The 22025-nt window shown below is 42.4% G+C and carries 18 protein-coding genes; 7 read left to right on the forward strand and 11 right to left on the reverse strand.

All coding sequences use genetic code 11. The features are described 5' to 3' along the window. Nucleotides 1–10: 10 nt before the first annotated feature. Entirely contained in the window at nucleotides 11–1630 is a 1620-nt protein-coding gene (locus J0654_RS17870; protein ID WP_207030481.1) for an amidohydrolase, read from the forward strand. 116 nt (nucleotides 1631–1746) lie between these two features. Here J0654_RS17870 and J0654_RS17875 read toward each other — a convergent pair whose 3' ends face one another. After that, complete coding sequence (locus J0654_RS17875) at nucleotides 1747–2280, reverse strand: DUF2911 domain-containing protein (protein ID WP_207030482.1); 534 nt, start codon at nucleotides 2278–2280, stop codon at nucleotides 1747–1749. Nucleotides 2281–2520: 240 nt separating this feature from the next. Between J0654_RS17875 and asnB the strand changes: the two genes are divergently transcribed. The 3 genes from asnB to J0654_RS17890 all read left to right on the forward strand — a co-directional run bounded on the left by asnB (nucleotide 2521) and on the right by J0654_RS17890 (nucleotide 7472). Beyond that, complete coding sequence (asnB, locus tag J0654_RS17880) at nucleotides 2521–4191, forward strand: asparagine synthase B (protein WP_207030483.1); 1671 nt, start codon at nucleotides 2521–2523, stop codon at nucleotides 4189–4191. Nucleotides 4192–4447: 256 nt separating this feature from the next. After that, nucleotides 4448–6388, forward strand: a complete 1941-nt coding sequence (gyrB, locus tag J0654_RS17885) for a DNA topoisomerase (ATP-hydrolyzing) subunit B (protein ID WP_207030484.1) — start codon at nucleotides 4448–4450, stop codon at nucleotides 6386–6388. 73 nt (nucleotides 6389–6461) lie between these two features. Further along, entirely contained in the window at nucleotides 6462–7472 is a 1011-nt protein-coding gene (locus tag J0654_RS17890) for a DUF6588 family protein (RefSeq protein WP_207030485.1), read from the forward strand. 80 nt (nucleotides 7473–7552) lie between these two features. On the opposite strand, the gene J0654_RS17895 is transcribed toward J0654_RS17890, so the two are convergent. Beyond that, the gene (locus J0654_RS17895) at nucleotides 7553–7924 is read right to left on the reverse strand and encodes a hypothetical protein (RefSeq protein WP_207030486.1); all 372 of its coding nucleotides are present in this window, start codon (nucleotides 7922–7924) and stop codon (nucleotides 7553–7555) included. Nucleotides 7925–8171: 247 nt separating this feature from the next. On the opposite strand from J0654_RS17895, the gene J0654_RS17900 reads away from it, so the two are divergent. Beyond that, a complete protein-coding gene (locus J0654_RS17900; protein ID WP_207030487.1) occupies nucleotides 8172–9098 on the forward strand; it encodes a malate dehydrogenase in 927 nt (308 codons plus the stop codon). Nucleotides 9099–9321: 223 nt separating this feature from the next. Then, nucleotides 9322–12288: a protein translocase subunit SecDF gene (gene secDF / locus J0654_RS17905; RefSeq protein ID WP_207030488.1), complete on the forward strand. Its 2967-nt coding sequence runs from the start codon at nucleotides 9322–9324 to the stop codon at nucleotides 12286–12288. A gap of 61 nt (nucleotides 12289–12349) precedes the next feature. Here the strand turns inward: secDF and J0654_RS17910 are convergent, their stop codons facing one another. From J0654_RS17910 to exaC, 8 genes are all read right to left on the reverse strand, one after another. Then, nucleotides 12350–13813 (reverse strand): glycosyltransferase, encoded by a 1464-nt coding sequence (locus tag J0654_RS17910; RefSeq protein ID WP_207030489.1) that lies wholly within the window; start codon nucleotides 13811–13813, stop codon nucleotides 12350–12352. Between the two features lie 82 nt (nucleotides 13814–13895). Further along, nucleotides 13896–15146, reverse strand: a complete 1251-nt coding sequence (locus J0654_RS17915) for an ATP-binding cassette domain-containing protein (protein ID WP_207030490.1) — start codon at nucleotides 15144–15146, stop codon at nucleotides 13896–13898. A 30-nt stretch (nucleotides 15147–15176) separates the two neighbouring features. Next, the gene (locus tag J0654_RS17920) at nucleotides 15177–15701 is read right to left on the reverse strand and encodes a GNAT family N-acetyltransferase (protein WP_207030491.1); all 525 of its coding nucleotides are present in this window, start codon (nucleotides 15699–15701) and stop codon (nucleotides 15177–15179) included. Further along, nucleotides 15702–16187, reverse strand: coding sequence for a DUF192 domain-containing protein (locus J0654_RS17925; protein ID WP_207030492.1), 486 nt, complete (start codon nucleotides 16185–16187; stop codon nucleotides 15702–15704). A 4-nt stretch (nucleotides 16188–16191) separates the two neighbouring features. Further along, nucleotides 16192–17154 (reverse strand): prolipoprotein diacylglyceryl transferase, encoded by a 963-nt coding sequence (lgt, locus tag J0654_RS17930; RefSeq protein WP_207030493.1) that lies wholly within the window; start codon nucleotides 17152–17154, stop codon nucleotides 16192–16194. A 67-nt stretch (nucleotides 17155–17221) separates the two neighbouring features. After that, complete coding sequence (gene yidD / locus J0654_RS17935) at nucleotides 17222–17443, reverse strand: membrane protein insertion efficiency factor YidD (protein WP_207030494.1); 222 nt, start codon at nucleotides 17441–17443, stop codon at nucleotides 17222–17224. Nucleotides 17444–17506: 63 nt separating this feature from the next. Next, complete coding sequence (locus tag J0654_RS17940) at nucleotides 17507–17893, reverse strand: DUF779 domain-containing protein (RefSeq protein ID WP_207030495.1); 387 nt, start codon at nucleotides 17891–17893, stop codon at nucleotides 17507–17509. Between the two features lies 1 nt (nucleotide 17894). Beyond that, entirely contained in the window at nucleotides 17895–19418 is a 1524-nt protein-coding gene (exaC, locus tag J0654_RS17945; RefSeq protein ID WP_207030496.1) for an acetaldehyde dehydrogenase ExaC, read from the reverse strand. A 212-nt stretch (nucleotides 19419–19630) separates the two neighbouring features. On the opposite strand from exaC, the gene J0654_RS17950 reads away from it, so the two are divergent. Beyond that, nucleotides 19631–20539 (forward strand): AraC family transcriptional regulator, encoded by a 909-nt coding sequence (locus tag J0654_RS17950; RefSeq protein WP_207030497.1) that lies wholly within the window; start codon nucleotides 19631–19633, stop codon nucleotides 20537–20539. On the opposite strand, the gene cysS is transcribed toward J0654_RS17950, so the two are convergent. Beyond that, entirely contained in the window at nucleotides 20536–22017 is a 1482-nt protein-coding gene (gene cysS / locus J0654_RS17955; RefSeq protein ID WP_207030498.1) for a cysteine--tRNA ligase, read from the reverse strand. The genes J0654_RS17950 and cysS overlap by 4 nt on opposite strands. Nucleotides 22018–22025: the final 8 nt, after the last annotated feature.

A 22025-nucleotide genomic window follows, 5' to 3' on the forward strand; every position in this document is an offset into this window, starting at 1 on the left:
ACCAACAGAAATGAAAAAGTTCTTATTGTTCGTCACGGGTCTGGTCGTTTTTTCTTGCACAACCAAAGAAGAGGTAGACCTTATCGTTACCAATGCAAATATTTATACCGTGGACGATGCCTTCTCCAAAGCATCGAGTATAGCCATCAAAGATGGAAAGTTTGTTGCCGTTGGCGATTCCGAAGAAATCTCAAAAAAATATAATCCCCAAAAACAGTTGGACGCAGAGGGCAAGACCATTGTTCCGGGCCTTATCGATGCCCATTGCCATTTTTATGGATTGGGCCAAAACCAACAGGTTGTAGATTTGGTCGGGACCCAAAGTTTTGATGAGGTACTGGAAAGAGTAGTGGCATTTCAAAACGATCGTCCATCCAACTTTATTTTGGGAAGGGGATGGGACCAAAATGATTGGGAGGTTAAAGAATTCCCGACCAAGGACAAATTGGATGAATTGTTCCCCGATATCCCTGTGGCTTTGGAACGCATAGATGGCCACGCGTATCTCGTGAACCAAAAGGCATTGGATATGGCGGGCATAACAGCTGACACCGAAACGGAGGGTGGCGAAATTGTCAAAGAAGATGGTGAGGTTACAGGCGTTTTGGTCGATAACCCGATGGGTTTGATCAATAATGTGATTCCACGGCCTAGTCTGGAACAAAACATACAAGCTCTTAAGGATGCCGAGAAAATCTCTTTGGATTATGGGTTGACCACAGTAAACGACGCTGGACTGTCGCGGGATATTATTGAATTGATAGATAGTTTGCAACAGGCGGATGAACTATCCATTCGAGTGTACGCAATGGTCTCCAATTATCCCGAAAATCTGGATTACTTTTTGGATAAGGGCATAATCAAAACAGAGGGGTTGAATGTCCGTTCCATAAAAGTATATGGCGATGGTGCTTTGGGTTCTCGGGGAGCCGCGTTACGAGCACCTTACTCCGATAAACCGGGTCATTTTGGGGCTATGGTAACTCCTGTGGACCAAATTGAAGCTTTGGCTCAGCGAATTGCAGCCACCGATTATCAAATGAATACCCATGCCATTGGTGATTCTGCCAATATTGTGGTGTTAAGGGCGTATGAAAAAGCCTTGGAGGGTAAAACCGACCGTAGATGGAAAGTGGAACATGCACAAGTAATTTCGCAATCCGATTTCGATTATTTTGAAAATGGTGTTATTCCATCCGTTCAGCCGACCCACGCTACCAGCGATATGTACTGGGCAGAGGATAGGTTGGGTCCTGAACGTGTAAAAGGTGCATATGCCTACAAAGATCTATTGGAGAAAGCCGGGTTGGTGGCATTGGGCACCGACTTTCCTGTGGAGCAAGTAAATCCATTTTTGACCTTTTATGCCGCGGTGGCCCGACAGGATGTGGAACAATATCCGGAAGGAGGTTTTCAAATGGAGAATGCCTTGAGCAGGGAGGAAACCTTGAAAGGTATGACCATTTGGGCAGCTTATTCCAATTTTGAGGAAGATGAAAAAGGTAGCATTGAGCCAGGTAAATTTGCTGATTTTGTGATATTGAGCGATGATATTATGACGATTCCATCCGAAGAGATTCCCAATGTGACCGCCGAACATGTTTTCTTGGGTGGGATCCAGAAAAAATAATACCCTTTTGTCATTCTGAACGAAGTGAAGAATTTACTTGAAGCTTTTTTGAGTTGTGAAGAGAAATAAAAAAAAGCCCCGAAATGGGGCTTTTATATTTTTAAGACTAAAACTTTTTAGTAGCTGATAGGCAAGGTAACCCTTGTGGTTCCCCAACCCATAACCAAGTTTCCATCGTCATCGAAAGCCATTCCAAAAGCTTCCAATTCTTCACTGTCGGTAGAAACTGTTGCCGTAGCTCTAACTACATCACCATCGCTATCGTAGGAATAAGCACCCCATTGGTGTAGGTTGCTGTTCAGGATTACCGTCCACTCATCTTCGCCGGGAATGGAAAACAAAGAGTAGGAACCGGCTTTAATGGTTTTACCGCCAACTTTGGCATCCTTGTAAAATGTAATTTCTGTAGCTTCGTTTGCACCTGTTCTCCAAACTTTTCCAACCGGAGCCAATTCGGCAAGGCTACGTCCCTTTAATTGTGGGCGACTGTAAATAACACGGGCAGCTTTATCGGCCTCCCTGGAGCTTGCAGGATAATACGCAATATCCGCTGGACTCGCATCAAGTCCACTGAATTTTTGTGCCGTAGCTTCTGTGGTGAATACTAAACTGGTACAAAGCACTAAAAGTAGTAATGTTAATTTCTTCATGATTGTGATTTAAGTTCCTTGTAAAACTAATTAATTCTAATGTTGCTATAAATATACAGACGAGAAAATTAAACAACCTTACAAAGCGTTCGGGTTAAAAGCATAAAAGAATAAAAAAATTACATATTTTATTTTAATGGACATAAATAGTTATTAAATGTAATTCAAAATAACTTTAGGGTTTTATATATTAATCTTTAAGTTCATTTTTGTTTGAAAATTGTTACTAAATTAATTGATATGTGTGGTATTGTATGCGCATTTGATGTAAAGGAAAGTACGGAGGTACTTAGGCCCCAATTGTTAGAGATGTCGAAGAAAGTAAGGCACCGTGGGCCGGATTGGAGTGGTATTTACTCCAACGACAAAGCCATTTTGGCCCATGAGAGATTGGCCATTGTGGATCCTGCTTCAGGAAAACAACCATTGTTCAGTGCCGATGGTAAATTGGTTTTGGCCGCCAACGGTGAAATATATAATCATCAAGAGTTGAGAAAACAATTTGATGGGAAATACGATTTTCAGACCCAGTCCGACTGTGAGGTGATTTTGGCGCTTTATCAAGAAAAGGGACCTGATTTTGTGGATGAAATGAACGGAATATTTGGTTTTGCCATCTATGATTCCGAAAAGGACGAGTATTTCATCGCCCGTGACCATATGGGAATCATTCCATTGTATATTGGTTGGGATAAGAACGGAACCTTTTACGTAGCTTCCGAGTTGAAAGCTTTGGAAGGAACTTGTTCCAAAATCCAACTGTTTCCTCCAGGGCACTATATGCACAGTTCCGATGGAGAGTTTGTGAAATGGTACAAGCGTGATTGGATGGAGTACGATGCCGTAAAGGAAAACGAAACCAGTATTGACAAGATAAAAGAAGCACTGGAAGCTGCCGTACACCGCCAGTTGATGTCCGATGTGCCTTATGGAGTACTGTTATCTGGTGGATTGGATTCTTCCGTGACCTCCGCAATTGCAAAAAAATATTCTCAAAAACGAGTAGAGTCTGGTGATACTGCCGATGCGTGGTGGCCACAGTTGCACTCTTTCTCTGTTGGATTGGAGGGTTCGCCCGATTTGGCTGCCGCTCAAAAAGTGGCTGACCATATTGGTACGGTACATCACGAGATCAAATTTACCATTCAAGAAGGCTTGGATGCGATAAAAGATGTTGTATATAACCTAGAAACTTACGATATTACGACTATAAGAGCCTCAACACCAATGTATTTAATGGCCAGAGTGATCAAATCCATGGGGATTAAGATGGTCCTATCGGGTGAAGGTGCGGACGAATTGTTCGGGGGATATCTGTATTTCCACAAGGCGCCAAGCCCAAAGGATTTTCATGAGGAGACCGTGAGAAAACTGGATAAACTTCACATGTACGATTGCCTAAGAGCCAATAAATCCTTGGCAGCATGGGGTATCGAAGGACGCGTTCCTTTCTTGGACAAAGAGTTTATGGATGTAGCGATGAGCATCAACCCAAAAGATAAAATGATCAACGGTGAACGTATGGAGAAATGGGTGGTGCGAAAAGCATTTGAGGATTATTTGCCCGAAAGTGTGGCCTGGAGACAAAAAGAACAATTTTCGGATGGTGTCGGATATAGCTGGATAGATACTTTGAAAGCTTTGGTGGAAGAAGAAATTACAGATGAGCAATTGGAAAATGCCCATTTCAAATTCCCGATTCAGACCCCGACCTCGAAAGAAGAATATTATTATCGTTCAATTTTTGAAAGTCACTTCCCGTCGGATGCGGCAGCGTTGAGCGTGCCACAGGAGCCATCGGTAGCCTGTAGTACCAAAATCGCCCTGGAGTGGGACGAAGCTTTCAAGAACATGAACGACCCATCGGGAAGAGCTGTGGCCAAGGTTCATACCGATGCATATGTGAAATAATCCTTGTTTAAACCAACCAAACGATATGAAGCAGTAAATTTAACTTGTTTCATTTTTTAATTAGTCCGAAAAGCCCCTTACCCAAGGGGCTTTTTAGTTGTTAGAGGTTAAGTTGCCAAACCCGTTTTGCATTGGTCCGTTTTCCACAGGATTTGTTGATAACTTAAGCTGTTCAATAGGCTCTTAGAGGCCATTTGCACGGGGTATTGATTATATTTGTAAGATTTGAAAATTTGAGGCAAATACCTAAAAATATATGAGCGAAGAAGCGAACAAGAAACAATACTCGGCGGATAGTATCCAGGCCCTTGAGGGAATGGAGCACGTACGTATGAGACCTTCCATGTATATTGGAGATGTAGGGGTCAGGGGATTGCACCATTTGGTGTACGAAGTAGTGGATAACTCCATTGATGAGGCCATGGCCGGCCATTGTGATAAAATTGATGTGATCATCAATGAGGATAACTCCATAACAACCCAGGATAATGGTAGGGGTATCCCAGTGGACCTGCATAAAAAAGAAGGTGTTTCCGCATTGGAGGTGGTTATGACCAAGATCGGTGCTGGAGGTAAGTTCGATAAAGACTCCTACAAGGTTTCCGGTGGACTTCACGGTGTAGGTGTATCTTGTGTGAATGCCTTATCCTCTCACTTAAAAGCCACAGTTTACAGGGATGGCAAAATTTGGGAACAGGAATACGAAAGAGGTAAGACTTTATACCCTGTTAAAAGTGTCGGTGAGAGCAAGGAAACAGGAACCATAGTAACCTTTATTCCGGACACCACGATTTTTACCCAAACTATAGAATATAGTTATGAGACCCTTGCCAATAGAATGCGTGAGCTTGCCTATTTGAACAAAGGGGTTACCATAACGCTTACAGATAAAAGAAACAAGGACGAAAAAGGAGAATTCATCTCTGAGATATTCCACTCAGAGGAAGGTCTTAAGGAATTTATCAAATTCTTGGACGGTACCCGGGAGCCATTGATTCAGAATGTCATCTCCATGGAAGGGGAGAAGAACGGTATCCCTGTGGAAGTGGCCATGGTATACAATACGGGGTACACGGAGAACCTGCATTCCTATGTGAACAATATCAATACCCATGAAGGGGGTACGCACCTTTCCGGGTTTAGAAGAGGTTTGACGACCACACTTAAAAAGTATGCCGACAACTCTGGAATGCTGGACAAGGTAAAGTTTGAAATTTCCGGAGATGATTTCCGAGAGGGACTTACCGCTATTGTTTCCGTAAAAGTGGCAGAACCACAGTTTGAGGGGCAGACCAAGACCAAATTGGGTAACCGAGAGGTGACCAGTGCCGTTAGTCAGGCCGTTTCCGAGATGTTAACGGATTATTTGGAAGAGAATCCAGATGATGCCAAGCAAATCGTGGAAAAGGTGAAGTTGGCCGCCCAAGCAAGACATGCAGCTGCAAAAGCTCGTGAAATGGTTCAGCGTAAGAATCCGATGAGCGTTGGTGGATTACCTGGTAAACTATCCGATTGTTCAGAACAGGACCCGACCAAATGCGAAGTATTCCTGGTAGAGGGAGATTCCGCAGGTGGTACGGCCAAACAAGGTAGGGACAGGAATTTCCAGGCCATTCTACCATTGCGTGGTAAAATCCTTAACGTGGAAAAAGCCATGCAGCATAAGGTTTTTGAAAACGAAGAAATCAAAAACATTTATACGGCTCTCGGAGTAACCATTGGAACCGAGGAAGATAGTAAAGCATTGAACCTGGACAAACTTCGCTACCATAAAGTAGTGATCATGTGTGATGCGGATGTCGATGGTAGCCACATTGAAACGTTGATCTTGACCTTCTTCTTCCGTTATATGAGGGAGTTGATAGAGGGGGGGCACGTCTACATTGCCACACCACCACTTTATTTGTTGAAAAAAGGTTCCAAAAAACGGTACGCTTGGACCGATAAGGAACGTGATCAAATAAATAAAGAAATGAACGGTGGCGCGAGTATCCAACGATACAAAGGTCTTGGTGAAATGAACGCTGAGCAGCTTTGGGATACAACCATGAACCCAGAGCACAGAACATTGCGACAAGTAAGTATTGATAATGCCACAGAATCTGACCGTATATTCTCTATGTTGATGGGTGATGAAGTACCTCCAAGACGTGAATTTATAGAGAAAAATGCCGTCTATGCGAATATAGATGTATAGATAATAGGCATTTCACAACAAAAACTCGCCCTAAAAAGGCGAGTTTTTTAGTTTTGGGGAAAACTTCAACATTATGAAAAGAATAATTTTAGCGCTAGCGCTGGTTTCTGTCACTATGGGAAAAGCCCAAGATCTGAATGATATTTTTGTATCGGGTGTGGCAGATGCCGAACAATTTGCCAATGCATATTTAGCGCCAGTATCAGAAGCATCGATTTATAGTATATCCAATGGGTGGTACAATACAGCCGATGCCAAACCCTTGGGAGGGTTCGAAATTTCCATTATTGGAAACATGACAGGATTCAAGAACAAGGACGATAAAAAAGCGTTTTTATTGGATCCCGCTGATTATGAAAACCTTGATTTCGTGGATAATCCAGGACAAGCCAGAATGGTCGCTACCGGTTTAGGTGATATTGAGGGGGTAAATGTTTTCGTAGAGGATGAAAGCGGATTTTTCCGAGAAGAGTTTGAGCTGCCGACAGGGCTTTCAGCCGAAAATCTGAACTTTATTCCTTCTGGATACCTTCAGGGAAGCGTTGGCCTTATCAAAGGATTGGAAGTGAAAGCGCGTTTTTTGCCTAAGATCAAATTTGACGAAGATGCCAAGATCGGCCTTTTTGGAGCTGGTCTGCAATATGATTTTACAAAAATGTTGCCAGCCGATAAATTATTGCCGGTGGCCATTTCTGCAGTTATAGGTTATACGAACTTGAATGGTGAGTATGATTTTACGGAGTCTTCTACCATTAGTGGTAGTGATCAACGTATAGATGCATCTTTCAAAACATGGAATTTTAGTGCCGTCGTATCCACAAGAAATATTCCTGTAATTAATTTTTACGGGGGAGTTGGGTATATTACCGGTAAGTCCGATATCGATTTGTTGGGTACTTACGAAGCCAACGGACCTTTCTTTTCCGAAACAGTTGTGGATCCATTTTCTGTTAGTAAAAAAGCAAGTGGCGTTTCTGCCAATTTGGGTACCAAGTTAAAATTGGGCTTTTTTAGGCTCAACGCAGAATATAATATCTCTGAATTCAGCACCTTTACCTTTGGTGTGAACTTCGGGTTCAGGTAGAAAAACACCAAATCAACCGATCAATAATAAAGAAGGCCCCGATTACGGGGCCTCCTATTTTCATATATGTAGTCTTCACGTCATTCCCTGGTGGCGAAGACCGAGCCATTGTCCAAGGTCAATACTTCAGGATCTTTTGCTTTTTGCAAGCTAACGGTAATATCGGTCACTTGTGGGTCGCCATAAACAATGGAATAGTTTCCATTTTCCTGGGACCATTTAAAATCAGTGTAAAAAATTAATTCGGAGTTGGAATATCTTTGGTATCTGCCTAGGTAAACATCGTTAAAGATCCATTCTTCACGAATGGAACTCTCGCTTTTGCCTTCAATACTGGAAGATTCGGTTTTTGCCCAAACACCCAAAATAGGGTCGTTGTTTTCTGGTACACGGGTACAGTTGCTTATGGCGATAATGCCTATAATGGACAACAATGAAAAGAGCTTTTTCATAGGTCAAGTAGGTTAAAATGATTTTGGGACTATTAGAACGTAAGTTTGTAAGAATCTATTGCATAAAAAAGACAAAATATTTGTGTTTGGCTTTTATCCCCGATTCTCCGAAATATTTCTTTTCATTTTTGTAGTGGATGTCAACTTTGCGGAATTCGGTTGAATAAGGCCGCTAAAACTGGTAAAAGTCAGCCTTTTTCTGAGTCAAATGCCTTATTTTTGAAGACTAAAATTTAAATCTATACAAATGAAAGTTACCGTAGTTGGAGCAGGCGCAGTGGGAGCAAGCTGTGCTGAGTACATAGCAATGAAAAATTTTGCATCAGAAGTAGTTTTATTGGATATCAAAGAAGGATATGCCGAAGGTAAGGCCATGGATTTAATGCAAACCGCCTCCTTGAACAAATTTGACACCAAAATCTCGGGAAGCACCAACGATTATAGCAAAACTGCCGGTAGTGATATTGCAGTGATCACTTCAGGTATACCACGTAAACCGGGAATGACCCGTGAAGAATTGATCGGAATCAACGCTGGAATTGTGAAAACCGTGGCAACCAGCCTTTTGGAACACTCTCCGAACGTAACCATTATTGTGGTAAGTAACCCAATGGACACCATGACTTATTTGGTGCATAAAGCAACGGGATTGCCAAAGAACAGAATTATCGGTATGGGCGGTGCTTTGGATAGTGCCCGTTTCAAGTATAGATTGGCCCAGGCGTTGGAAGCGCCAATATCCGATGTCGACGGTATGGTAATCGGCGGACATAGTGATAAAGGAATGGTTCCTTTGATCGGTCATGCTACCAGAAACAGTGTTAAAGTTTCCGAGTTCTTATCCGAAGATAAAATGAACTGGGTGGTGGAAGAGACCAAAGTAGGTGGAGCTACCCTTACAGGTTTGTTGGGGACCAGTGCATGGTATGCGCCAGGTGCTGCAGTATCTGGATTGGTTCAGGCCATTGCTTGTGATCAAAAGAAAATGTTCCCATGTTCCGCTTTGCTGGAAGGGGAATATGATTTGAATGATATCTGTATCGGTGTACCAGTAATTTTGGGTAAAAACGGAATCGAGAAGATCGTTGAAATCGAATTGTCCGATGCCGAAAAGGCCAAAATGCAGGAAAGTGCCGAAGGTGTTAAGAAAACCAACGGATTGCTAGAAGTTTAATCCGTAAAATATAGTCTTACTGAAATGTCATTTTGGATGCGACCTAAAAAAGATTTCTCTTGAATTTGCATTGGAATCTCTAGGTTTGTCCAGAATGACATTTTCATTTTAACAGCTTAAGCGTAACCTGTAATTGCAATTACATTAATTTCTATTGTCAAATCTTATCGGAAATGATATATTTGCACGCTGTTTAAGAAAACTTCTAAAAAATTAACAATCAATGCAGAATAAAGGACTTATAAGGCTTTTCGCTATCCTTTTTGGCTTGGTGAGCATCTATCAGTTGTCTTATACTTTCATCACTAATAAGTTGGAAGGAGACGCTGAAGCATACGCTGTTAGCCAAATTTCGGAAGCTGAGGAAGACTATGTTGCAAAGCGTGAAGCTTTAGAAGCATCGTATTTGGACTCCATCAGTGACAACACTGTTTTGGGCTTTACGAGCTATGAGGAAGCCAAGACTAAAGAGTTGAACAAAGGATTGGACCTTAAGGGAGGTATCAACGTTACCTTGCAGATTTCCGTGAAGGATATCTTGAAAGGCTTGGCCAACAATACCAAAAACCCGGTTTTCAACAAAGCATTGGCCGATGCCGATGAAGCTTCAACAAATAGCGACGACACCTATTTGGAGCTATTCTTTGATGCCTTTGATAATATTAAAGGAGATACCAAATTGGCTTCCCCTGATATTTTTGCGAACAAGGGACTTAGCGATGATATCAATTTTCAAATGACGGATGACGAGGTAAAACCTATCATCAGAAGAAAAATTGATGAATCCATTGTTTCTGCATTTGAAGTACTTCGTGAACGTATTGATGGATTTGGGGTAACCCAACCGAATATTCAAAGAGAAGGAAACTCAGGAAGGATCGTAGTGGAGCTTCCCGGTGCAAAGGATATTGCTCGTGCACAAGAGCTGTTGTCCAGTACAGCACAATTGGAGTTTTGGGAAACGTATCCACAAAGCAACCAAAGCCTTGGGAACTTTTTGGTGAACGCCAACGAGCGTTTAAAAGAAATTTTAGAGCCTGAAACTACCGAAGAGGAAGTTTCCAAACCAGAATCAGAGATTGACTCCCTGCTTTCCGATGTTTCGCAAGACTCATTGGACATGGCTCAGGACGTTAACCCAATATTGGGCAAATTGCTGCCGGCCAACCCAGGTAGCCACGCAATAGCCCGTGCTATGGTTTCCGATACTGCCGAGTTGGGCGGTTATTTGAGAATGCCGGAGATCAAAAGATTATTGCCAAACGATATTCAATTTACCAAGTTCCTTTGGGAGCGTCCATCCAAAGATGCTGAGGTAGTTGATTTGTATGCATTAAAATCCAATAGAGAAGGTACACCTAGAATAAGCGGTGATGTAGTTTCCGATGCACAGGATACTTTTGACCAGTTCAACAAACCCGCTGTTAGCATGACGATGAATACACGTGGTGCCAAGGAGTGGGAAGAACTAACAGGTGATGCATACAACAACCAAACGGGTATTGCCATTGTTTTGGATAACAAGGTATATACGGCACCTGGTGTTTCTTCAGGACCTATTTCTGGAGGCCGTTCCGAAATCACGGGTACATTTACCGTAAACGAAACCAAAGATATTGCCAACGTATTGCGTGCAGGTAAACTTCCTGCTTCTGCAGAGATTATAGACTCTTTTGTGGTAGGCCCTTCATTGGGTCAAGAAGCGATCAACAGTGGTTTGATGTCTTTTGTAATAGCCATGCTATTTGTGTTGGTATGGATGATTTTCTATTACGGAAGAGCAGGAGTTTTTGCCGATATCGCACTATTGTTCAACATTCTTTTGATTTTTGGGGTGTTGACCAGCCTTGGAGCTGTGTTAACGTTGCCAGGTATTGCGGGTATCGTATTGACCATTGGTATGTCGGTGGATGCCAACGTACTTATTTTTGAAAGGATAAAAGAAGAATTGGACCGTGGAAAAGGAAAGGCACAGGCCATTGCCGATGGTTTTGGAAATGCTTTGTCCTCTATTTTGGATGCCAACATTACAACAGGACTTACCGCGATCATACTCTTCATATTTGGTTCAGGACCTATTAAAGGTTTTGCCACAACTTTGATGATTGGTATCGTAACCTCATTGTTCACAGCGATTTTTGTGACTCGTTTGATGATTAATGCCTATACCAGCAAAAAAGGACGTCGATTGGATTTCTGTACTGGAATTACCAAGAACCTGTTCAAGAACTTGAGCATAGATTTCTTGTCCAAGCGTAAGGTAGCTTACATCATTTCGGGAATAATGGTTACAGTCAGTATAATTTCATTGTTTACCCTCAAGCTTCAACAAGGTGTGGATTTTGTGGGAGGACGTTCTTACCAAATTCGATTTGAACAAGCAGTGAATCCTTCCGAGATAGCTGGAGACTTAAATTCAGTATTCGGAAGTGGAACCAATGCCAAAACTTTTGGAGCTGCCAATCAAATTATAATCACAACGAATTATAGGTTCGAAGAAAATGGACCGGAAGTGGATACCGAGATTTTGAACGAAATGTTCACACATCTTCAAAAATACTTCCCTGATGGTACCAGCTATGACGATTTTAAACCCGGAGGCACAGCAGAAGACCTGGGTGTGTTGAAATACCGTAAGGTTGGTCCAACCATTGCCGATGATATTAAAAAGAGCGCCATATTGGCTATTATAGGCTCATTGGCAGTAGTTTTCCTATACATCTTATTGCGATTTAGAAAATGGCAATTCTCTTTGGGTGCTGTTGTTGCGGTATTCCATGATGTATTGATTGTATTGGGTATATTCTCACTGACAGGAAGCATTATGCCTTTTAACATGGAAATTGATCAAGCCTTTATTGCCGCCATTCTAACGGTAATCGGTTATTCCCTGAATGATACGGTGGTAGTATTCGACCGTATTCGTGAAGTTACCGGCCTAAAGGGTTGGAAAGGTGGAGAACATATCAACCTGGCGTTGAACAGTACATTGAGTAGAACATTGAATACATCTTTGACAACATTGATCGTGTTGTTGGCCATCTTCATCTTTGGTGGGGAAAGCTTAAGAGGATTTATGTTTGCCATGATCGTAGGTGTGATTGTAGGTACATATTCTTCCGTATTTATTGCAACACCCGTGATGTTCGACTCATTAAAGAAGAAAATTGCTGCTGCTACAGGAGCATAGTTTTTCGTTTTTTTACATTACACTTTATAAGAAAGGCCCTCATTTTTGAGGGCCTTTGTTTTTATATTTTGTTTGCAGATAATGTCCCCAGCCACGATAATAATTGACTGAACAAGGTAAAGTTTTGGATTACCCTGAGCTGACCATTAAAGCCCCATTTGTCCCTTTCTTTTGGATGGTTGAGCATATAGGCCAAAGTTTTGGCTAAACTTTCAATATCCGTCGGGTCTGCATTTATTTGCCCCGTTTGATTGTGGACCACTTGATATTTGAGCCCGGCAGCGTTGGATACCAAAACGGGTTTTCTTTTCCACATGGCCTCTGTTGCGGTAAGTCCAAACCCCTCTTGGATAGAGTTCTGGACAATAATGCTCGATGTTCGCTGAAGCGCATTTACGATCAAAGCATTCTGTTTCGGATTATCAAGGGGTAACAGCAATATGGCAATATCATTCTGCATGCTGCTATCCACTTTTTTGTAGGTTTCTGTTAGTTCCTTTAAAACCTCTTTGCCCTCAGGATCATCGGATACAAAAGCAGGGTCGGGCCCACCCATCACCAATAAGGTCATTTCAATACGCTTGTATTCCAAACTTTTTGGGTCACCGTATTTTCGGTTGTCCAATTTCATTTTAATGAAGGCTTCCATCAGCTCCTTAAAACCTTTTAGGCGATCCCATCTCGAGATTTCAGTCACGATCGGGCGATAGATTAAATCCAGGTTTTGACCTGCATCCAAAACGTCGAAAGAACCATCTGGCATTACTTTTCTTACCAAATGCTCATATCGATGATACAGAATGGCTTTATGGTCGTCCAAAATCCCTGACTGATATAAAATACCAATGCACTTATGCAACTGAAGTTCCCGGTTCTTATGGCTCAAAGGGTCAATGGCAGGAGGAATAATGGAAGTTCTATTTTTCAATGGCTTGGGAACGTAGGAGGGGAGACTGAACACAAAATGGTCATAATCATTGGTGTACGGTTCCAAAAATTTCCAAACGGCATCGGTAACATCGGTATCTTCTTCCAGACCGATATGGCATCTCCAAATAATGGAAACGTTTTTTTCTTTTTTGATCATGGCCGCCAAGGGCATGGGCTGTGGGTCATGCACCACAACAATATCGCCATCATTGATAAGTTCGAGGGCTTTGGAAAGGTTGTTGCGGTTAACTTCTTCGTAAATTTTGCGGTCTTCCTCTGTAAAAACACCGTTGCCACTACCGTGAATGGCATTGTGAATGCGTTTGGTCAAATCAAAAAAGGCATCTTTTTTCGCTTCGATAACGAGCCATTCGATAGATACGCCCAACTCTCGCAATATGCGCATTTGACTCGGAAGCATTTCGGCAACACCTCCACCAATGGCGGTCGAGTTGATCATCCAAATGGTTCGTCCTTTAAGGGATTCGATAGGGTCTTTGGCCTGTTCCATAAAATCCAGAACAGAGGAGTAAAGGGAGCCGTATGCCTTGTAATCCACAAGTTTAGCTCCTGGCTTAACATTTATTTTTTGCATGTATGGGAAAAGTTAATGATTGAATTCCCTATAAGATAGCAAAAAAACGGGTGATTTACCTAAGAGGTTGTTTTTTAACCACTTAATGATCTAACCTGATTCCTTTAGAGCCGTTTTCCGAAGGATGGAGCTCATAAATGTATTCAGGTTCCAACTGTGGCTCTTTTCGGTGGGAGACAAAAACAATGGCAGAATCACTTTCTTTGGCTATTTTGTTTACCAAGGCTACAAATAAGTTGGCACTGGCATCGTCCAAACCAGCTGTGGGCTCATCCAAAATAAGTAAAGGTGGGTGCTTTACCATAGCGCGGGCCATCATTACCAAGCGTTTGTCCCCGACAGATAAGTCCCTAAAGTGTTCGTTCTTTCTATGTTCTAGGTTTAAAAGATCTAGCCATTTGTTGGCCAGTTGTTTTTCGCTATCGGTTGGCAGCACATAAAGTCCAATAGAGTCATGTAATCCGGAAATGATCATATTTTCCAAGCTATGGTAACCACGAAATTTATTGGTGATGGCAGGGGTATAGTATCCAATTTTTTGTTTCAGGTCCCAAACACTTTCACCGCTCCCTTTTTTTTGTCCAAAAATGGTGAGGTATTGGCCGTAGCCTTTATGACTGTCACCTGTGATCATGGACAATAATGTGGACTTCCCGCTCCCATTGGGGCCGATCAGTTGCCAGAACTCCCCTTTTTTGATGGTCCAATCTATGTTGTTAAGCACTTGGCGGCCATCAAAACCAACGGAGACCTTTTTAAAGCTAACCAATTCCTTTAGGTCAAGAGCAACAGGGGACAAGGGTGGTGGTATGGTACCGTTAAAACTGATGGATTTGGTTTTGTTTTCTTCCCAAAAGACATCAGGGGATTCATACTGATGCAAGCTATCCCCATCCAGTTTAAAAAAGTGGTTGGTATGCGGCAATATATCATCCAATCTGCTCGCTAATTGAACCAAAATTTTGTGGGAGGCAATATCCAAAAGCTGTTCTTTAAGTTTCGCTTGGGTGGCTATATCCAAATTGTCAAAAGGATTTACAAGCACCATAAAATCAGGGTTCTGCTGCAACAAGTAGTTGAGTAGGGCCTTTTTCTGTTCACCGCTGCTCATGGTTTTTAAGGGTTGTTCGCCGTTCTTGGTCAAAATCTTGATGTCGTGACGGTCTTCTTCGTCCATGTATCGATTGATTTCCGATCGAGAAAAAAGAAGCCCTTTTAAAGGTTGTAGCGCTAGCAATCCATCAACTGCACGATGACTGAGCAAGTCCTGGACCAATTGGTCGGTGTTGGAATTGTTTTGTATAAGAATAGCGTAGCTTTTGGGTGGCTTCATGTGGCAAAACGTATGACCCTAAAATTACGATTATCCTTGGTTCACCCGAAAAATATGAACCGGATTATTCTTGTATGTGGTGGTTTTGTCCAACAACATACCATTTTTAAGTGCTACTTTTTGCGATGGCAGATTGTCCACATGGATAATGGAAATCAATGAATCTGCAAGATTGTTTTCAAAGGCAAACTCCTTACATTTTTTAGCAGCTTCGAAAGCAAACCCTTGTAGCCAAAAATTTGGTAATACCGAATACCCAATTTCCAGTTCTTTTACATTATCCACGGTTTGAACAAGGAGCCCACAGATTCCGACCAGCTCTCTAGATTCTTTTAAAATAAGAGCGTTCATTCCACCCAAATCATTATCGTAGCGTTCAAAAACTCGATCAAACTGTGTTCTGCATGCTTCAACGGGGTTAGTGGGAAGTCCTTGCCAATATTGGGTGGATTTTGGGTTGTGGTAAAAGGGTAGCCAATCCTCAAAATCCGACTCTTCGAGCTTTCGAAAAATCAAACGATTCGAAACTTGATTTTCTAAGAGATATTTAGGCATTTAATTACGCGAAAATGAGATGCTATCCCCAACTTGCAAACCTAATTGGTCGGAAAGCCCTGCATTGATTTCCAACACATATTTTGCGGGCGCATTGGAAGGAAGCGTATCTTCATTGAAGGGTTCAGCGTTTTTTTGGAAGCTCACAATTTTCATTCCTGAATTAATGTAAATAATGTCCAAAGGGATTTCGGTGTTTTTCATGTAAAAGTACTGTAAAGACTCTGTAGGCTGAATGAAGAGCATACCTCGATCTTCTCTCATGGATTTTCGGTACATAAGTCCAGTTTGGGTCTCGTACTCCGTTTCGGCTATCTCAATATCAAAATTGGCCTTGATGGAATCTGTTTCTGTGGACAGTACGGCAAGTTCACCTTCTTTGGTAAAGGTGATGTTTTCTGTTTTAATGGATCGTTTGGACTCCGTTTTGCATGATGCCAAAACAATGGTCAACGCCAAAAGGACTACTTTTAAAATTTGTATCATCAAATTACAGTTCTACGGGTGCAGGTTTTATCATAAAGTACACCCCGATAAGTATCATTGGGATGCTGAGCCATTGCCCTGTAGAAAGCATTCCCAAAGCATCTTCGAATCCACCTTGACTTTTCTTGTAGAATTCCACAAAGAACCGTACCACGAACAAGAGTACCATGAACAACCCGAAAAGGAAACCTGGTTTGTTCTTCCAATCCGTTTTCCAATACAACAGGTAAAGTGCTATAAATACTAAAACGTAGCAGAAAGCCTCGTACAATTGAGCTGGGTGACGATAGGGAATGGATTGTAGCACCTCCGAAAATTCTGGATTGTGCTGAATGGCTTTGTACGCCGCGTTCGGGGTTTGCTCCTTGGTGAGTGCCATGGCCTGATAAGCTGGCATATCGTCCGAATCGCGGATAAAACGGGTTGCAAGAAAATAGGACTCATCTACTTTTTTACCGTTGATTTCGGAGTTGAAAAAATTACCGAACCTCACGAAAGCCGCACCAATGGCTGACGGAATTACCAATCTGTCCAACAGCCAAAGCATTTTAATGTCTTTCCATTTACGGGTATACAGCCATATACCGATAATGGCCGCAATGGTAGCACCATGGCTGGCCAAGCCTGTAAACCCAGTAAACTCATAACCATTGATAATACCGAAAAGAGAACTGTTCGCACTTTCTCGAATCGGTAACAGGATTTCCGCCAAATGGTCTTTATAGTAGTCCCAATCATAAAAGAAAACATGTCCCAAACGGGCACCCAACATAATTGAGACCACGGTATAAATAAAAAGGGAATCCAGTTTTTCCATGGATTTCTTTTCATTCAGGAAGATTTTCTTCATGATGAACCACCCAACGACAAAGGCCGCGATCCATAACAAATTGTAATATTTTATCTGTAGAAAACCCAGTTTAAAAAGGGTTCCTTCGGGGTTCCAGTCAAATCCGAGGAAATACATTTATCTAAATTTTGGACTAATATAACTACTTTGAACGGTTGCACGGTATTAATTAAAGTTCAATTTTTCAGGGAACGGGGTCAAATCCGCTTCCGCCCCAGGGGTTGCAACTGGCGATGCGTTTAATGGAAAGCCATCCCCCTTTAAAAAGCCCGTGCTTTTTTAAGGCTTCCAAGGTGTATTGGGAGCACGTAGGGGTGTAGCGGCATGTGGAGGGAAACATGGGGGAGATAAAAAGCTGGTAAAACCTTACCAGCAAAACAAATGGCGCTATCAAAATTTTCTTCATGCTTTCTATGGAACAAAACAAAGAACAAGGTATGAAAAAGCCCCGACAAAGTCGGGGCTTGGGTTAAACTTCTTCAGCGGGTTGCACGGGCTCCAAATGTTCCCGTTCCTCGTCTGTGTACAATCGTGACTTAATGACAAAACGTAGTCCCAACGGAATTTCCAGACTAAAACTGGCACCACGTCCTGTAGTTACATCGACTGTAAGCTGTGTGTGTTTCCAGTATTCGAACTGGTCCTTGCTCATGAAAAAATCGCACCCGTGGATGGTACCCAATTTAACATCGTTTTCATTGAGCATCAATTCTCCTTTTGGAAAGCACATAGGGGAGGAGCCGTCGCAGCACCCGCCACTTTGATGGAACATAAGTTCCCCATGGCGTTCCCTGAGCTGATCAATGATTTCTATGGCCTTGTCCGAAACCAACACGCGTTTTATCAAATTTTCCATCCTAGAAAAAGCCCAATTTGTTCTTATCGTAAGAAATAAGCATGTTTTTGGTCTGGGTGTAATGGCTGAGCATCATTTTATGGTTTTCTCTTCCAATACCTGACTTTTTGTACCCTCCAAATGGTGCGTGGGCAGGGTAGTTGTGATAGCAATTCACCCAAACTCTACCAGCTTGAATCTGTCGGGAGATTTTATAGGCTTGGTGCATGTCACGTGTCCAAACCCCTGCACCCAAACCATAAAGGGTATCGTTGGCTATTTCCAGAGCTTCGGCTTCATCTTTAAAGGTGGTGACGCAGACCACAGGGCCAAAAATTTCTTCTTGGAAGACACGCATTTTGTTGTTTCCTTTCAAAATGGTGGGTTGGATGTAATATCCACCTTCCAAACCTTCGTTGTAGGCAGCTTCGCCTCCTGCCAATACTTCACATCCTTCTTCTTTGCCAATTTGGATGTAGTTCATGATTTTTTCGAACTGATCGTTGGATGCTTGGGCGCCCATCATGGTGGTTGGGTCTAGAGGGTGACCAAGTTTAATGGCTTTGGTGCGTTCCACGACACGCTCAATGAATTTATCATAAATGTTTTCCTGAACCAGTATTCTGGATGGGCAGGTACAAACTTCACCTTGGTTCAAGGCGAACATCACGGCACCTTCCAAACATTTGTCGAAGAACTCATCATCTGCATCCATAATACTTTCGAAGAAAACGTTCGGGGATTTACCGCCCAATTCCAATGTCACAGGAATAATGTTCTTGGAAGCATATTGCATGATCAATTGTCCTGTAGTGGTCTCTCCCGTGAAGGCAATTTTTTTAATCCGTGGACTGGAGGCCAATGGCTTTCCTGCCTCCAACCCAAATCCGTTAACAATATTGAGTACACCTGCGGGCAGAATATCCTCGATCAGTTCCATCAAAATAAGTATTCCAACGGGTGTTTGTTCTGCAGGCTTGAGCACTACACAGTTTCCTGCGGCCAATGCTGGTGCCAATTTCCAAGCGGCCATCAAAATGGGGAAGTTCCAAGGAATAATTTGCCCTACTACACCAAGTGGCTCCATTACATTCATGGAAACCGTGTTGCTGTCCAATTCGCTTACCGAACCTTCCTCTGCACGGATTACTCCTGCAAAATACCTGAAGTGGTCAATGGCCAATGGCATATCCGCGGCACGGGTCTCGCGTATCGCCTTCCCATTGTCCCAAGTTTCGGCGCGGGCCAAAGCCTCAAGGTTGTTCTCCATCACATCGGCAATCTTTAATAATAGATTGCTACGGTATGTGGCGGAGGAATTGTTCCATTCTGGAGCTGCCGCCCATGCAGCATCAATGGCCTTGTCCACATCTTCGGCAGTGGACCGTGCAATTTTGGTGAATGCGTTTCCATCTACAGGGGAAATATTGTCAAAATATTCTCCTTTGGTCGGCGGGGTCCATTTTCCACCGATGTAATTTTCATACTGATCTTTGAACTTTGGTTTTTCCAAAACACTACGTTCAGTAGTTTGTACATTGCTCATAATACGTGTTGTTAAAGTTAATTTTTATGTTCGTCCACAGTTTGTCCAAGTGGCTGATTTTAAAAGTATTGATTTTGAACCCCGGACATCTGACGTATTCTATTAATGACATGACCAATCCTCTTTGTTTTTATATTTTTAACAAAATATCACATCATATTTTTTATATTTAGTAAGTATTTGTACAATATATTAAGGAGTAGATATTTTATATGCAGTTGCCAGAACGATTTTATAAGGAGAGAAAACTTGAACATTTGGTCGAGAACCAAACATCGTATACGTTGAATAACGCATCGATGCACGTTTTTGAGACCCATCTGCAGGCCGAAAAAGTGCTACTTCAATTTGACCAACCTGTACTTGCCTCCATGTTGATAGGAAAAAAGGTAATGCATCTGAGAGATAAAAAATCGTTTGATTTTCTTCCGGGCGAATCCTTGATACTTCCATCCAACGAAGTCATGTGCATTGATTTTCCCGAAGCAAATGAAGAGAATCCGACACGTTGTTTGGCCATGGCCATTTCTGATGAGAAAATAAATAAGGTCATTAATTTGATGAACGAGGTAATTCCCAAACATGATGGTTCCGAGTGGGCTTTAATGGATTACAATTACCACTTTACCAACGATGCCAGTATTTATGGCATTATTCAACGGTTATTGTATCTGTTCACGGAGAACCATCCGTCCAAGGACTATTTTGTGGACAATATGCTCCAAGAACTGATTATTCGGATTTTGCAGGGCAACACGCGGGAAAAATATACCCAAAACGCATCCAAATTAAGCTCGAACAATAGGTTGGGCTATGTGATCGAATATATTTCCCAACACTTGCACGAACCTTTGACCGTTAGTGATTTGAGTAAAAAGGCCTGTATGAGCGAATCGCATTTCCACAAGACATTTAAGGAAGAATTGGGGGTTACACCGATTGACTACATCAACAGCGAACGCATAAAAATGGCCATCAACCTTTTAAAAGATCCGGATCGGAAAATAAAGGAGATTTATTTGGAATGTGGGTTTGAAAACCGTTCCTATTTCAACCGTTTGTTCAAGCGAAAAATTCATGTCTCGCCCGGGGAGTACCAATCAAAATTTGTGAAGTACTAATTTACGCTGAAGGTAGTCCCGTCCTTGCCATCTTTGATCTGAATGCCCAATTCGATCAATTGATCTCTAATTTTGTCAGAAGTAGCGAAGTCCTTGTTCGCGCGAGCTTCGTTTCTAATATCGATCAATAATTCCATTACTCCGTTGAGTGTATTGGAATCATCTTTGGTCATGGATTGGTTTTCAATGCCAAGCACATCGTAAACAAAGGCTTTGAGCGAACTTGCAAGAACCTCCTTATCTTCTGCGGAAATAGCTTCCTTATCCTCCTTGATCAAGTTGATATGTTTAACGGCCTCGAACAACTGCGCGATCAAAATCGGTGTGTTGAAGTCGTCGTTCATGGCATCGTAGCACTTCTGCTTCCAAGCGGCCACATCAAAATCTGATGTATCACCTGTTTTTAACGTATCGATACTATCAAGGGCGTCCATCAAACGGTTATATCCTTTTTCGGAGGCTTGCAAAGCTTCATCACTAAGATCCAAAATACTGGTGTAGTGGGCCTGCATCATAAAAAATCGAACTACTGCTGGTGTATATGGCTTGCTCAAAATGTTATTGTCACCGCTAAAAATCTCTGCAGGGTAAATATTGTTGTCCGTGGATTTGGACATTTTTCTGCCGTTCAGGGTCAACATATTGGCGTGCATCCAATAGTTTACAGGCGATTTTCCCGTGCTGGCCTCTGCCTGTGCAATCTCGCACTCGTGGTGCGGAAATTTAAGGTCCATTCCTCCGCCGTGAATATCAAAGGTTTCGCCCAAATATTTGGTGCTCATAGCGGTGCACTCCAAATGCCATCCTGGGAAACCATCTCCCCAAGGGGATGGCCAACGCATGATGTGCTGTGGTTCCGCTTTTTTCCAAAGGGCAAAATCCTGTGGGTTTCTTTTTTCGTCCTGGGCAGTAAGTTCGCGGGTGTTGGTAATCATATCCTCCAACTTTCTACCGCTCAATTTGCCGTAATCATGGTCTTTGTTGAACTTGAGCACATCAAAATAAACCGAACCGTTTGCCTCGTAGGCCAATCCTTTTTCAAGAATCTCCTTGATGATCTCTATCTGTTCAATGATATGACCTGTAGCAGTTGGCTCAATGCTCGGTGGCAATAAGTTGAATAATTGCAGGGTGTTGTGGAAGTCAACGGTATAGCGTTGTACCACCTCCATCGGCTCGATCTGCTCTAGTTTGGCTTTTTTAGCAATTTTGTCCTCACCTTCGTCCGCATCGTTTTCCAAGTGCCCGGCATCTGTAATGTTTCGGACGTAGCGTACCTTGTACCCCAGATGTTTGAAGTATCGGAAAATCATATCAAAAGACATGAACGTGCGGCAATTGCCCAAGTGTACATTGCTGTAAACGGTGGGTCCGCAGACGTACATGCCTACATGACCTTCATTTATAGGTTTGAATATGTCTTTTTTTCCGGTAAGCGAATTATGGATTCTTAAGGTTTGGTCTTTGTACAATTGCATTTAAACAG

Origin of the sequence: Flagellimonas profundi (genome assembly GCF_017313275.1) — a bacterium.
Taxonomy (GTDB): domain Bacteria; phylum Bacteroidota; class Bacteroidia; order Flavobacteriales; family Flavobacteriaceae; genus Flagellimonas; species Flagellimonas profundi.

Excerpts from the sequence above, each read along its gene's own strand:
- J0654_RS17870 (WP_207030481.1), top strand. The coding sequence starts at position 11 with ATGAAAAAGTTCTTATTGTTCGTCACGGGTCTGGTCGTTTTTTCTTGC.
- J0654_RS17875 (WP_207030482.1), bottom strand. The coding sequence starts at position 2,280 with ATGAAGAAATTAACATTACTACTTTTAGTGCTTTGTACCAGTTTAGTA.
- asnB (WP_207030483.1), top strand. The coding sequence starts at position 2,521 with ATGTGTGGTATTGTATGCGCATTTGATGTAAAGGAAAGTACGGAGGTA.
- gyrB (WP_207030484.1), top strand. The coding sequence starts at position 4,448 with ATGAGCGAAGAAGCGAACAAGAAACAATACTCGGCGGATAGTATCCAG.
- J0654_RS17890 (WP_207030485.1), top strand. The coding sequence starts at position 6,462 with ATGAAAAGAATAATTTTAGCGCTAGCGCTGGTTTCTGTCACTATGGGA.
- J0654_RS17895 (WP_207030486.1), bottom strand. The coding sequence starts at position 7,924 with ATGAAAAAGCTCTTTTCATTGTTGTCCATTATAGGCATTATCGCCATA.
- J0654_RS17900 (WP_207030487.1), top strand. The coding sequence starts at position 8,172 with ATGAAAGTTACCGTAGTTGGAGCAGGCGCAGTGGGAGCAAGCTGTGCT.
- secDF (WP_207030488.1), top strand. The coding sequence starts at position 9,322 with ATGCAGAATAAAGGACTTATAAGGCTTTTCGCTATCCTTTTTGGCTTG.
- J0654_RS17910 (WP_207030489.1), bottom strand. The coding sequence starts at position 13,813 with ATGCAAAAAATAAATGTTAAGCCAGGAGCTAAACTTGTGGATTACAAG.
- J0654_RS17915 (WP_207030490.1), bottom strand. The coding sequence starts at position 15,146 with ATGAAGCCACCCAAAAGCTACGCTATTCTTATACAAAACAATTCCAAC.
- J0654_RS17920 (WP_207030491.1), bottom strand. The coding sequence starts at position 15,701 with ATGCCTAAATATCTCTTAGAAAATCAAGTTTCGAATCGTTTGATTTTT.
- J0654_RS17925 (WP_207030492.1), bottom strand. The coding sequence starts at position 16,187 with ATGATACAAATTTTAAAAGTAGTCCTTTTGGCGTTGACCATTGTTTTG.
- lgt (WP_207030493.1), bottom strand. The coding sequence starts at position 17,154 with ATGTATTTCCTCGGATTTGACTGGAACCCCGAAGGAACCCTTTTTAAA.
- yidD (WP_207030494.1), bottom strand. The coding sequence starts at position 17,443 with ATGAAGAAAATTTTGATAGCGCCATTTGTTTTGCTGGTAAGGTTTTAC.
- J0654_RS17940 (WP_207030495.1), bottom strand. The coding sequence starts at position 17,893 with ATGGAAAATTTGATAAAACGCGTGTTGGTTTCGGACAAGGCCATAGAA.
- exaC (WP_207030496.1), bottom strand. The coding sequence starts at position 19,418 with ATGAGCAATGTACAAACTACTGAACGTAGTGTTTTGGAAAAACCAAAG.
- J0654_RS17950 (WP_207030497.1), top strand. The coding sequence starts at position 19,631 with ATGCAGTTGCCAGAACGATTTTATAAGGAGAGAAAACTTGAACATTTG.
- cysS (WP_207030498.1), bottom strand. The coding sequence starts at position 22,017 with ATGCAATTGTACAAAGACCAAACCTTAAGAATCCATAATTCGCTTACC.